This is a genomic window from Paenibacillus pabuli (assembly GCF_039831995.1).
GTDB lineage: Bacteria > Bacillota > Bacilli > Paenibacillales > Paenibacillaceae > Paenibacillus > Paenibacillus pabuli_C.
Map to the genome: position 1 here is coordinate 2,345,655 of NZ_JBDOIO010000003.1, position 13,715 is coordinate 2,359,369.

General features: G+C 49.5%; 11 protein-coding genes. 1 reads left to right on the top strand and 10 read right to left on the bottom strand.

Going from position 1 to position 13,715, the window contains the following annotated elements; genetic code table 11:
* Positions 1 to 9: 9 nt before the first annotated feature.
* The 9 genes from ABGV42_RS12550 to ABGV42_RS12590 form a co-directional block, all read right to left on the bottom strand.
* Positions 10 to 1,089: a formylglycine-generating enzyme family protein gene (locus ABGV42_RS12550; protein ID WP_431523615.1), complete on the bottom strand. Its 1,080-nt coding sequence runs from the start codon at positions 1,087 to 1,089 to the stop codon at positions 10 to 12.
* A gap of 32 nt (positions 1,090 to 1,121) precedes the next feature.
* Positions 1,122 to 3,011 (bottom strand): hypothetical protein, encoded by a 1,890-nt coding sequence (locus tag ABGV42_RS12555; protein ID WP_347383221.1) that lies wholly within the window; start codon positions 3,009 to 3,011, stop codon positions 1,122 to 1,124.
* Positions 3,012 to 3,249: 238 nt separating this feature from the next.
* The gene (locus ABGV42_RS12560) at positions 3,250 to 4,767 is read right to left on the bottom strand and encodes a sulfatase family protein (protein ID WP_347381937.1); all 1,518 of its coding nucleotides are present in this window, start codon (positions 4,765 to 4,767) and stop codon (positions 3,250 to 3,252) included.
* Between the two features lie 30 nt (positions 4,768 to 4,797).
* A complete protein-coding gene (locus ABGV42_RS12565) occupies positions 4,798 to 7,215 on the bottom strand; it encodes an AraC family transcriptional regulator (RefSeq protein WP_347381938.1) in 2,418 nt (805 codons plus the stop codon).
* Positions 7,216 to 7,257: 42 nt separating this feature from the next.
* Positions 7,258 to 8,130: a carbohydrate ABC transporter permease gene (locus tag ABGV42_RS12570; RefSeq protein ID WP_347381939.1), complete on the bottom strand. Its 873-nt coding sequence runs from the start codon at positions 8,128 to 8,130 to the stop codon at positions 7,258 to 7,260.
* Between the two features lie 53 nt (positions 8,131 to 8,183).
* Entirely contained in the window at positions 8,184 to 9,155 is a 972-nt protein-coding gene (locus ABGV42_RS12575) for an ABC transporter permease (RefSeq protein ID WP_347381940.1), read from the bottom strand.
* Positions 9,156 to 9,179: 24 nt separating this feature from the next.
* The gene (locus ABGV42_RS12580) at positions 9,180 to 10,760 is read right to left on the bottom strand and encodes an extracellular solute-binding protein (RefSeq protein WP_347381941.1); all 1,581 of its coding nucleotides are present in this window, start codon (positions 10,758 to 10,760) and stop codon (positions 9,180 to 9,182) included.
* 191 nt (positions 10,761 to 10,951) lie between these two features.
* Positions 10,952 to 11,494, bottom strand: coding sequence for a hypothetical protein (locus ABGV42_RS12585; protein WP_347381942.1), 543 nt, complete (start codon positions 11,492 to 11,494; stop codon positions 10,952 to 10,954).
* Positions 11,495 to 11,552: 58 nt separating this feature from the next.
* The gene (locus tag ABGV42_RS12590) at positions 11,553 to 12,110 is read right to left on the bottom strand and encodes a GrpB family protein (RefSeq protein WP_347381943.1); all 558 of its coding nucleotides are present in this window, start codon (positions 12,108 to 12,110) and stop codon (positions 11,553 to 11,555) included.
* A gap of 173 nt (positions 12,111 to 12,283) precedes the next feature.
* Here ABGV42_RS12590 and ABGV42_RS12595 point away from each other — a divergent pair, with 173 nt between their 5' ends.
* Complete coding sequence (locus tag ABGV42_RS12595; RefSeq protein WP_347383222.1) at positions 12,284 to 12,553, top strand: hypothetical protein; 270 nt, start codon at positions 12,284 to 12,286, stop codon at positions 12,551 to 12,553.
* A 125-nt stretch (positions 12,554 to 12,678) separates the two neighbouring features.
* Here the strand turns inward: ABGV42_RS12595 and ABGV42_RS12600 are convergent, their stop codons facing one another.
* Positions 12,679 to 13,641 (bottom strand): glycosyl hydrolase, encoded by a 963-nt coding sequence (locus ABGV42_RS12600; protein WP_347381944.1) that lies wholly within the window; start codon positions 13,639 to 13,641, stop codon positions 12,679 to 12,681.
* Between the last annotated feature and the right edge of the window lie 74 nt (positions 13,642 to 13,715).

Sequence of the window (13,715 nt, forward strand, 5' to 3'; positions counted from 1 at the left end):
TCTATGCAGTTATACGGTCAATACATTCGCTGCACATCGGAAACCGATGTGTCCAGTGGATGTATCCGGCGTATTGGGAATTCTTGCTGCCACTCGATAACGATTGCAGTAGGAGCGGTGGCATAGGTATGAACCGCCTTTTAACACCTTGCGGACTTCTTCGTGAAATGCAGCTTCAGCCATTACAGGCTTCTCGTGATCTGTGACGTAGTTGTCTGCACACCACTCCCACACGTTCCCTGCCATGTTATACAATCCGTATCCGTTTGGTGGAAATGAGCGAGATGGAGCCGTACCCGCATAACCGTCGGCTGCATTGTTCTTGGTTGGGAAAACGCCCTGCCAAATGTTGCAGTAGTGCTGACCTTCAGGCCGCAAAGTGTCCCCCCAAGGGTATTTCTTCTGAATCAATCCGCCACGGGCTGCATATTCCCACTCGGCTTCGGTCGGCAGGCGTTTACCAGCCCAATGACAATAAGCGTTAGCATCGTTCCAGGAAATATGGATAACCGGATGTTCACCCCTGTCACGAATATGCGTGTCCGGTCCTTCGGGATGTGCCCAGTTCGCACCTTCAACAACCCACCACCAAGGCGTTTGCTGAACCACCGTTCGAACTTGCGCCGCCGTTTGCGAAGTGACAAACGAATGGAAAACAAAGGACCAGCCGAATTGTTCAGCTTCAGTCTGATAGCCTGTATCCTTTACAAATCGTTCAAACTCGGCATTGGTGACCGTACAGGCGTCCAGGTAAAAGGAGTCTATCTGCACCTCCCTGACAGGCCCTTCTCCGTCGGCTGCAAAGGCTTCGGGGTCATTCGTGCCCATGAGGAAACGTCCGCCTTCGATTAAGATGAGTTCCGGTTCCTTCTCCCAAGCCATATCGGTCACTTTCTGATTTGATGTCCCCTCTATGTTATTGATATAAGATATATCTGACTGAGGTGTTGGATAAACGGACGGCGTATCAAGCTCACTGGAAGCTGCATTTTCCAGTGCAGCTGTTGAGGTGATTTTCTCCTTCAAATGTCCGCCTCGGCTTGCAGCGCAGCAGCAGGATGTTGTGTTTTGGCGAAGTTGATCATGCACTCTGAAGCATCTCCCTTCCGCAGGATTATGGCTTAGTCCTTATTGTACACGGCGGGGCGAATATTCGGATACGGGGGTACCGACATTCCGTCACCCAGGTAATAATCCGTCAAGAGGGATTGCATATATCCTTTTACAGCCAGACCATTGCGATATGCCGGATTATGCGGCAGCGTGTAGATGCGAACCTCAGAAGGTATTGTTGTTGTGTACAGGCGCAGCTCCTTGAAGTCACTTGTTTCGTAGAGAATCTCTTCTCTCCAGTCTCCAAGCAGATCGCCGTACAGGACAGGGGCATTTCTGGAATTCACACGAACATCATCTGCAGTAAACAGACGTGTCACCCTGTTTTGCTCCCAGTCCCACTTTTCTACAAAATTCTTGTCCAGCAGTTCACCGAGCACATCACCATCCCACCAGATTTTGAAATTGGTCGAAGGCTGGACTGAACTGATCACTTCGCCGTCCACGTTGTAGATGTTGCCTGAGCTGGACCACATCTCAAGCCCGCTATGCCGAGGATCAATATCGGCCAGTGTTCCCCGTGCAACATCCTGCGGAATATCTCCTGTGCGAATCATCTCGCCCGCTTTCGCATCGGCATAAAACCAAGGGAATTGATTAACGTTCCCGTTCTCGGCCTGCTGGATACCAAATTGCTCTATACCTGGCCGTTTCGGATCGATATCCGTGATATGGAACCGATCACCATGGACTACACCAGGCAGACTGTATAACGTTTCTCCGTTATCATCCAGTGCCCAGCCGCCAAAGGAAACTTCGTCCTTCCCATCCCCATCGAGATCCAATATCCGAATCTGGTGGAAAAATTCCCCGTCCGCTCCTGCGTGTCTCCATCGCTCGGTCAATGCTCCGCCTGCATAGTCGTAAGCTGACGTTACATACTGAAAATTGCGGCTAAGTGCACGATTCTTAAGTGCTGTAATCAGACTGGGATGCTCCCCGTCCAGGTAGGCAATACCGAAGTGGCCACTGAGCGGACCATCGGGAGCATAATCATTGGTTATCGTTGTACGTGCTGCCTCCCTACCAGTCAGTCCATCCACAACAGATACATACTGCGCACGCTCTGCTGAAGCAGGGATGGCCTCGCCATCCGCAAAAGCTACACCTTCAAAGGTACGCAGCAGCACTTCAGCCTTCCCGTCACTATCGAGGTCAAAAACGGTAATATTGTCGTTATCCCGCCACCCGCCAAGTCCTGCAACCCCGAATTCACTGACCGAAGCAGGCGGTGCGTTATAGGTATCAATGGTTGTAACACTATAAGGACCGAGATCAATCCGCCAGAGAAAACCTTCAGTCAGGCTGTACGCCTCCACATATTTGTTGCCACCGTTGACAGGGATTCGAGTCACCACAAATTCGTATTCCCCGTCGCCATCCAGATCACCTGGCCAGCCATGCTGCACAAAATAGTCAGACGGATTAGACGTTATATCTTGCAGCGGAATACGGAAGTAATTGCGAACCTCGGGATTGGCTGCGAGCTCCACTTCGGCGCTTTTCCCCTGCAAATTCCCACTCACATAAGACTTCACAATATACGTATGACTATGGGTTACATCTACATCCTCATCTGTATAGTTCGTTCCTTGCGCTAGTGGCTGATCATTCAGCTTGATCTCTTCTGCCCCCGTACGGCGATAAATATCAAATGTAACCTGCTGCGGCTCGGTCCCCAGCAGACGCCAGCTGAGATATACTTTGTTATCACCCAAATATACAGCAGTAAGTCCTCGTCCCAGATCTTCAACCAGGCGTGGCTCAGACACTACTGCTGCATCCGCCCGAGATATATGACTTTCCGGTGAAGCTATGCCAGACAACACAATAACACCGCTTAACAGCCAGGTGAACAATACTCTATTTCTTTTCGCCACAGTCGTTATGGATTTCATCAACGGTTCCCCTCCAGCAATTGTTTTTTTGTACCACAATGCATATAAAAAAAGCAAAGCCTGCTATCTGCGCCCCAGGAACCAATCTAGTAAGATTGACTGATCTGGTTTAGCGATAGCTGCTTTGCCTCCGGCTGCCCGGTCAACATATATCCCTATCCAACCTTTTCTTACGTGCATATCGGTATGAGTTTTTATAAGAAAAACTCAGTGCGTATTAAAAGAAGATCGCTCGCTCTTATGTCTCTAACGGCTTGGTTCCCCCACGATCGTAGAAAAATGGCCCCTTCGCCCAGCTAACCGCCAGATGCATCAGCAGCTCCGTCTTCAGCTGCTCCCGGATGCTTGCATGCTGCTGATCATCATACAGATTCGTCCATTCATGCGGATCAGCAGTCAAATGATACAATTCGCCCCTCGTTTCATGAACTCTTGAAGCAGACTCCGCGACAGAACCTTCAATGTACAGAATGAGCTTCCACTCCGCTGTCCGCCACATATAAGCCGGCGCTGAATGGGGCGCCGTTACACCTTTGCCATGAAATTCGCAAAACGTCCCGCGGTGCCTTAGATCTCCAAGCAAATCTACTCCAGGCAGCATTGGATTTGCTGGAAGTCCGGCTGCTCGCGTTAACGTCGGTACCAGATCCACTAGCTCCGCGGGCCTCCGATCGATCGTTCCTCGTTTGTCAGGCGTAATAGAGGAACCAGCCAGGATGAGCGGCACTCTTACGCTGCTGTCATACAGATTATATTTGGTGAAGCGGTACTGCCTCTCCCCCAGCATCTCTCCATGGTCTGATACAAATACAATCAGTGCATGGTCCAGTCTTCCCAGCTTCTCCAGCTTCTCCAGAGCCTGTCCAAAATAATGGTCCAGCCAGGAGCAATTCGCCCAATATCTCAGCGTGGTCCTCCGCCGCTCTTCCGGACTTCGTTTCTCCCACACTCTCTTCTTGTCAAGGTACGCCTCACGACTACTCCCATTCAGATCATCCGAAGCGGCCAGATGCGTGTGAGCTTCATCCTCCCATGGCGGCTGAGGAATGTCCGGGATATCTTCCAGCCTGTAGAGTTCTTCAAACTCCTGAGGTACGTTGAACCCGGCATGCGGCTTCAGGAAGGACAGATAAAAAAACAGAGGCCTCTCGGGATCTACCCCTTCATCCAAAAATTGAAGTGCCTGCTCGGCTACCCATCCGTCTCGGTGCTGATTCATGGGAATCCGGCTTGTAAGCCCCGTGTAACCGTTGACGTTTTCCTCTCCACCGCCAAAATCCCTCGTCTCCTGATGATACGCTTCCAGCGCCTCAGGATGAGAATCCCCCATCATCGTTGCCCCTTGCTCATAATGACCGCTCTTCCGGGAAAGACCGATTGACCTCACTTCGAACCCCCGCGTGGAGGGCTCATCCACGCCTTCGCCATGATTCCAATGGGTTTTCCCAAATCCGGCTGTTTGATACCCTGCTCGCTGCATCAACGCCGGCAGCGGCTCGGACGGCAATTTGTCTTCCTCAAATAGACCGCCGTAATTCGTACGAACTCCAAGCTGTGATGGATAATACCCCATCATCATCGAACTCCGGCTTGGTGCACACATGGGGGATTGACATACCGCTTCACGGAACGTAATTCCTTCGGCAGCAAGCCGATCCAGATTTGGCGTATAAATATGTTCGTTAAATGTTCCAATACAGTCCCATCGCTGTTGATCCGTCATCAGAAAAATAATGTTGGGTTTGGCCTGTGACACGTTACATTCCACTCTCCTTTCACCGGAAGATTAAACGGAGCAGTCGCCCCGAGTATGCCCGCTCTGCTTACGAACGTCCTCCCGATACCGACTAGGTGTCGTTCCCTCGATTTTCTTGAACAAACGGTTAAAATAACTGGGCTGATAACCAATCTGCTCCGCAATTTCATTGATTTTGACGTCTGTGGATTCTAGCAGTGCCTTTGCCCGATTGAGTCTCACCTCTGTCAAATAGTCCACAAAGTTCTGCCCGAATGCCTGCTTAAATGCCCGGCTTAACGTGTAGGAGTGAATTCCGTGAATGTCTGCGAGTTCATCCAGGGATAATGCCTCTGCATACTGTTGTTCGGCATGCTCCTTGATCTGATGCACAGCCATCTGTATCTGCTTCTCCTCCTTGCCGGTGAATTCCTGTACACATACTTGCACGATTCGTTCCTTGAACCATGAGAATAGCTCTTCCAGGTCACGCAGCTGCAGCACCTCTTCATACACCGCCAAACCAAACAGTTGAACCGGATCTTCGCCTAACTGCAATAGCGTGTGTTGAATCCGGGCGAGCAGCTGAAACAACGCCTGTCTGGCCTGATTCCCTGCTACTTCTACATGGGCGTAGCTGCTAATGAACAAACGGAAGCGCTCCATGGCTGTTTCCTGATCCCCGTTACGTAAGGCCGAGATGATGTCTTGTTCCATTTCAAGCGGATAAGCTCCCTGTTCCTTCATCGCCTGTTCTGCCTCTTCACTCATATCGATAATGACTGCGCCTGAAGAAAACTGCCTCTGCCTCAAAACAGCTCTCGACTCTCTGACCAGCTGTGGAATATGAGAGGCATCGGATGTGATCTTGCTGATGGAGATCGTCATGCGTACATCCAATTCGGACTGCACGGTCTCCAACCACCGCCTCGCTATCGCAATGAATTGTTCCCGGAATGCATGAGTCTCCGGCTGGGCATCTGGAGAGATGGCGAGCAGCAGAGCGATCGACATGTCGTGGTAATTGATTGTTTCTGCGTTGTAAGGGAAGTCTGCGAGCTGTGTTTTCAAAATATCGGCCGCAGCCAAGCTGATCCATTCCGGTGATTCACTTCGATTGGGGTAGCCGCTCTCGTGAAGGGTAACAGCACTCGGACGAATATGAGCCAGCATAATCATGAACCTCTCGTCGAGCAGATTCCACCCCACTTGCGACAGACGCTCCCGCCATTCACGATCAGAGGGTAACAACAGATGCCCCAACGTAAGCTGGATCAGCAGGCTTTCCCTCGCGAGTGGAAGATGTTCCTCCAGGCGCTTCTGGAGGGATTCTCGTTCCCGATTCACGCCAATCCAGTGCTGTTCGATATGCTTGATTTCATCCAGCTGCACGGCCGGGCTCCGAAGTTGCAAAGTCGCTGCTGCTCCATTAGGGCATGAATCGCGAACAGGTTCAGCAACCTCTGCAGCTTCACCGTTTGCAGTAAACATTCTCAGCAATCTTGTGAACGGTTTGTAGAGCTGAAGCGAACCAATCCAAGACAGGAGCAGAGCTAGTAACAGTCCACTTCCGTTGATGAGCAGAACGATTCGGGGTACCGACACAATCGGAGCTACAATTTCATTCAACGGAGCCGCGGATACGTAAGCCCAGTCCGTACCCAATCTGCGAAAAGTACCGGATTGAACCGAATAAGTCATACCTTCATATTCCATCAGGAAAGAGGCGGGCTTCTCTTCAAGCTTGAGCACATGTTCACGGATGGCATGCTGTAATCCACCCAGATTTCGGTCCTCTGGAAGCAAGGGTTCCCCCTGCTCATTCAGCAAAAAGGTCGTCCCTCCCTCATACGGAGACAAGGTTTGCAGCATGCTGCCAAGCTGTTTGTTATCCAAGGTAATGGTTAACGCACCCAGAGCATCATCACTTCCACCCGGAAGCCGATTCACCATCATCAGAGACATGCCCTCCATCGAAGTTGCCCAGTACGTGGCGCGCGACTGCTCAGTCAGCCTATGGTACGCTTCAATCTCATTAGGGTCGCTCATAAAATCATACCGCTCTGAATCCATTTTCACGGCTCTCGGTTCTTCAAGATACAGTTGAACCTTGCCAATCAACGTATTGGAATTCTGAATCATCAGCAGCAATCGATAGAGCTCATGAACCTGCTTGTACCTATAGACAAAATCAAGCTCTTTCAGTCGGTTATCGAAAACCGGATCGAAGGCCCACTGTGAGAAAGTCAGTTCAAGCGCATCCAATTGTTCGCCGACCCATGCGGTACGTTGCTCAAATTGCCGCAGATGCGTTTGCTGCAAAATATGTTCCATTTTGACGGTAATCCAGCCATACAGCAGTACTCCCGTAACGACTCCCGGAATGCAGGCGATCAGCAGAATCATCATCAGACTGCGCCTGAAATAACGCCCTTTGGGCAGATGGTCTCGTGTGCGCTTGAACAACATCTGTCGTACCTCCTTTCCGGGAATCCCCGCCTGAATGCAGATTTATCCTTTGACTGAGCCGACCATGGCTCCTTTGGCAAAATGCTTCTGAATAAACGGGTAAACCACCAGCACCGGCATAATGGCCACAATGATGGCCGCCATCTTCAACATCTCTGTCGGTGGTGTCTCCATCTGCTGTCCAGGTGCAACCAGATCAATATTGGACGCGTTCAGCAGCATGTTTTGCAGCAGCACCTGGATGGGCCACTTTGCAGAATCATTCAAGTACAACAGTGCCGCGAAAAATTGGTTCCAGTACCCTACCGCAAAGAACAGACCAAATGCTGCAAGTGCAGGCATCGACAAGGGAAGCACAATGGTGTACCAGGTCCGGATCGCACTGCAACCGTCGATGGAAGCCGCTTCACTGATTTCCGCAGGCAGGCTGTCGAAGAAATTTTTCATGAGCAGCACCGTCCAGCCATTGGCCAGCGCAGGCAGAATCAATGCCCAGATGTTATTGATCAGTCCGAGTTCCCGGACAAGCAAGTAATTCGGAATAATTCCCGGGCTGAACAAAATGGTTAGTACGATCAGGAACATCAGTACTTTTCTGAAATAAAATCTCTTCTGGGACAAGGCATAGGCCAGGGAAGAGGATACAGCCAGACTACACACTGTACCCACCGTTGCCAGAAAGGCACTGTTCCCCAGCGAGCGTGCGAAGGCAGGCGTGGACAGCAGATAGGTATAAGCCTCGGCAGACCAACGCTGCGGGAAGAGTACGATTTTCTTTTGCAGATACTCTCCCGGATCTGTAAACGAAACGACAAAGACATAATACAGCGGAAAAAACATCGCCACCGCCAGCAGCCCAAGGACGATTGCATTCAGAGACTGACCGATCCTCTCACTCCATTTCAAACGTTGCATTCCAAAACCTCCTCCCACTAGTTCGTATGGACAAGGACCGGAATCAGCAGGCACTAATAGACTCCTTCTTGACCCATGCGTTTCACCAAACGGTTTGCAACCACTACGAGTACCAGTCCGACCACGGACTTGAATAGTCCAACTGCCGTACTATAACTGAAATCTCCCTGCTCAATACCCGTACGGTATACATAAGTGTCAAACACTTCAGCTACTTCAGATACAGCGCCGTTGTACATCAGGAAGATTTGCTCGAACCCCACCTCCATGATGTCCCCCAGTCTTAAAATGAGAAGCACGATGATAACACTCCGGATGGCAGGGAGCGTAATGTGCCAGATCTGACGCAGCCGCCCTGCCCCATCCATTCGTGCCGCCTCATACAGCTGGGTGTCAACACTTGCCATGGCAGCGAGAAACACGATCGTTCCCCAGCCGGCTTCCTTCCACATCGCCTGCAAGGTAACCATGATCCAGAAGCTGTCCGGGTTCGTTAGAATGTCCACCCTTGGCCAGCCCCATAAGACAAATAGCTCGTTGACCAGTCCCGTCCCCTTGGCGAACAGAAGGAGTGTCAGTCCCGCAATGATGACCCAGGAGAGGAAATGCGGCATATAGATCACCGTCTGAATCAATCGCTTGTACGTCACGTTACGCAGCTCATTGAGCCCCAGCGAGATCAGAATCGGAAATGGAAAAAACAAGATCAGATTCAGCAGGCTGATTGCCAGTGTATTTCGAAACAGCAAGGCAAAGTCCGGATTGGCAAACAGGGTGGTAAAGTGCTGTAATCCAACCCACTCACTGCCCTGAATTCCCCGGAAGGGGGAATAGTCCTGGAACGCAATGACGATGCCCCACATCGGAATATATTTGAAAACGAGAAAGAACAGGATGCCCGGCAGAGCGAGCAAATATAACGATCGATCGCGCCGCAGCGCGGAGAGCCATTTCGTCCTTTTGTTTCTTTTGGATGAAGTCTGCTTTCCCTTGTGTGTGCTAAGGTGTTGCTCGGTTACGCTCATGGGCTGCAGCTCCTCCCCTCAGATTCATTGTCCGTTTCTCTTCTTGTAAGCCTCCGTCATCTCATCACTCATGGCTTGCACATTCGGATCATTGCGCAAAGACTCCACAAAGGTATCCCAAGCTTCGATGGGCTCGCGACCCAGAATGATTTTCGCCTTGAGATCCTGTATCTTCTTGTTTAATTCGGGCAGAATCTTCTGTCCAGTTTCCGATTGAAGACCAGCAGATAGATCGGCTACACTCGTTTTGTTCCGTTCGGCCTCCACTTTTTTGAATAGTTCATTCGCCTGGGTCTCTTCTTCTGTCTCACCCGTGGTATCCCAGGGCAGATCAATAACGTTAACGATATGATTAAAATCCGAGGCGTTGTCTGCCGTTAATTTCTCGGTACTTGCTACTTTTTTGCCATCGACCAATTCATAATGGGTACCTTCAATCCCAAACTGCTGAATTTCGAACACTTCCGGGTTCATCCAGGTATCGACGAGTTGGAGAATCCGTTTCATCTTCTCTTCCGATACGCTTGCAGGAATCGCCAGAATGCCGTTGTAACCCGATCCTTTGGGGTTATAGCCATTCAGATTGGTCAGAGGGTAGAAGTCCGTATACTTAAAGGAAGGATCGACTTTCTTCAGATCATCGGCGTAGATTTTGCGCATCGTGCCTGTCTTGTCCACAATAATGCCGGCCTGATTGCGCTTGAACAATTCTCTTGCCTGCGTCAGCTTGAGCGACAGAAGATCCTCTGGCATCATACCGCTGCTGTAGGCTTTCGTCAGATATTGAAGGGACTCCCTCACCTCGGGCAGCAGCTCCCTGTATATCAGTTTCCCCTCTGTTTCATCCCACTTCCAACTGCTGTTGCTTCCGATAAAAGAATTCTCAATGGCACCTAGCACCGGGCCGAGATTGCCACCCCAACCCAGATCATCCGGACTGACATAAGCAGCAAGCGCTGTGGTATCGGGTTGTCCGTTGCCATCAGGATCCTGTTCCACGAATGCCTTCATGACCTCGAATAGTTCATCTGTCGTCTCAGGCACCCGCAGGTTTAATTTGTCGAGCCAGTCCTTGCGGATAATGAAAAAGGAATCTCCCGTCACCGGGCGAGGGCGCGGTATGCCATAATTGTTGCCGTCTGCTGACTTGGTTGTTTCCCAGGCAATATTGGGAATGCCCTTGCTCAGGTTCGGATATTCCTGGATATAGGGCGAAATATCCCAGAACGCACCTTGCTTGACCATCTTGGTAAAAGTACTTCCAAACGGATCATTAATCATGATTAGATCAGGAATATCGCCGGAAGCGAGCGTCAGGTTCAGCTTGTCGCTATAAATATTATTCGAAACCCACTGAATGCTCATTTTCGAGTTCGTTGCTTCTTCAATAGCGCGTTTGATTACATTGTCATCAGCCGCAGGAACCGCGCTGGGTGTAATCGTCATGATGCTAACTTCCAGTGGATCATCGGCATTGCTCCTGCCACTTCCACTCGTTTGTCCCGCTTCTTGACTTCCGCATGCACTAAGCACGACAGACATGACCAACACAACGGATATGATCCAGATCAAATTACGGGTGTTACGTTTCCCCACGTTTAGCATAGGCTTTCCCAACCTCCTTAGTCTCTTAAACCTATCGTATTAATCGGATTAACGATTAAAAAAGGGGCTTTGACTGACCATGGAAAAATGTCCTTCCCGGCCCACTCAAAGCTTTTTCCTCACTATAACGAACACCCGTATTTCCTGCAATTGCACTTTTTTGCAATGGTACTCATGGCAGTAAATAGACCTTAAATGCCTTGGTACGGTTGGATGATAAGCTCGTCCCACACTTGAACTTCAATATATCGTTCCGGGCCCAGATCTCCCTTCTGGTTCCATTCCTGCGGCCATCCGTAGGAATGAATGATTTCCAGGATTTCATCTTTGGTATACACCTGCTTACGGTACGGTTTATCATCCGCATAACGCATGGTTGGGAAGAGATCTCCATAGGTAAAACTTACGGATTCGGCAGGTAGATCATCCCACGGGATCGTGATCCAATCTGGTGTGGTATACCACGATTTTAGCCACTCGCATGTACCCAGGGTCATATAATGGGGATAGCAGTTAGACGGTTTCCCACCTTTGGCAGTAAACTGCTCGTATGCTTTTTGCTCAAGCACTCTGCGAATAGTCATGTAATTAGTTGATCGTTGACTGGCATAATTCCGGCCTACTAGCCTGATTTGTTGCGTAACGACTTCTGCATCCTTTTCGGACAAGCTGGAGAGATTGCGGAACGGTCCAAACCTTTTTTCAAAATAATGATATGCGTTCAGGTCTGCCATACAGATCACGCCTTTGTCAGCGATTTAATACACACTCTTTTATCAATACTTGCGTCGTCTATTCCTCGTACAGCCTGTCCTTCTGAATGATGGATTGAATAAAAGAAGCCTTAGCAGCGGTGTATCCAACACGGTCATGTCTGAACTGCTGTTCCAGCTTCTTTTTCAGCGCATAATACTCTTGCATAACTTCGGCATCTCTCCTAAGAGCATTGCGAAACAGCAAATGTTCCTTCCATTCCACGCTCTTGTACTTATACACATGAAGATGGTGCGTACCTGCTCTCCATTTTCCTTTTCGGAAAAATAGACGCGCTGGAAAATCCAGCTTAGGCACATACTCGTATCCCAGTTCTCCCAATGCTTCCATATGTACTGCTTGTACATTGTTCAAATCACGTACTCCTGCCATCATGTCGATTAATGGTTTCGCGCCCAGACCTGGCACAGACGTACTCCCGATGTGTTCGAAATCCACGCAGATCTCTGTCAGCACCCTCATGATTTTATTGCGTTCTACGTGATAATCCTCTACCCAACTTGGGTCATATTCGGATATAACCACTTCTTCTTTCATGCTATATTTACCTTTCCGTCCCTTATATTTATTAGTCATAGTGTACATCATGTGAACTTTAATGGAAATAACTGTTGTGAATCTATTCGGACTGGCCGAATTTTTTTATTTATCCTTCTATTCATTATTAACAAGGAAATATTAACCATATAGTGATAAACTAATGTAGAGGTGGTTCGGACTTAACTCATGACTAATTAGGAGGGCATATGATGCTAGGTGTAAAAGTAGAGCAGGAAACAGATCAACTGATCATCCGTTGGCAGTTTTCTAAAATCAGAATTCCGATCACAGATATCCAATCCGTTACCCTTGATGATACCTATGGTGGAAGTGAGCCTTCAGCTACCCGAATCGGCGCAGCGTATGGCGCTTCTGAAACCATTCTAATCCGCACAGCCCATCAATCTTACGTCCTGTTCACTTCCAATGAGACTTTATTTCCGAAGATCAGTGCTCTGATATCCAACACAGCAAGTTAATCCATACATTTGAGCCTCTACCATTGTTCATAAAAAACCACCATAAAAAAGTGCTGGCATCGCATCATTTCCTATGCAATGCCAACGCTTTTTTAGGTCCACGATGTAGTGAACATCTTGAACGGCTATTTCCAACTCCACTGTGGCAGCTGATCCAGAGTTACGACATAGTCGCTGTTGTACACTTCTTTTAAGAAACCCACAGTATTATGCTGTCCGCCCCTCAGAAACTCACCTGTCCAGGTACAGAACCAGCTCCAATAAATGCCCTGCTCCTCCATCTGCTGTGGATCAGGAATGGAGCCATTCTCGGCAAGTGCTATCATTTTGCTGTCATTCACCAATTTTCGCAAGTTCTCGTAACGTTCTGCAAGTGGATCATGATTCCCTGCCTCCGGGTATACATCCACGCTCACAATGTCCACGACATCATCACCCGGATACCATTCCGGCTTTTCCGAATTCCATACCCAGATGAGATTGCCCAGCTCATATTTGTTAACCAATCGATCATACAGCAGACGATACAACTGCTTGGCAGGCTCAGGTCCTTTCGCTCCCCACCAGAACCAACCCCCTTCCGCTTCATGAAGCGGGCGGAATAACACGGGCACGCCTACATCCTTAAGTTCTTGCAGATGCCCGGCGATCACATCGATATCCCTGATCAACAACGCATACTCTTCCGATTCAGGGTGAGCCAGCGCGGAGGCAAGATCAAACGTCGTGGCCTCTGTATAGAATCCCCGCCACCACTCCTTGCCGGGTTCATCGATCAGATGGGACGGTGCATTCCAGTGCCAACACAAGGTCACGATTCCGCCTTGCTGATGCCATGCAATCATATCCCGTATTTCCTCAGAAGTCGCGCCCCGCTCTGTCCTTGAAGGTGAGTATTCCATCAGATCAAACCCAATCACAGCAGGTTTCCGCCCCGTATTCTCGTTAATCCAGTTCAGGTTGCTGTATTCCTGCTGACCCGAAAGTACTGCTGTCCCATAACTCTTTACCAAGTACTTCATCAGTTCCCTGGCCTCGGAAGTCGCATCTTGATTCACCAAAGCACTGCTTATCTTTTGTTCCGTCATTGAACATCCTCCATTCCAAGGCAGGGTACATAACGACCCAAATATCAAAATCACCCGCATTACGTATCCTATAT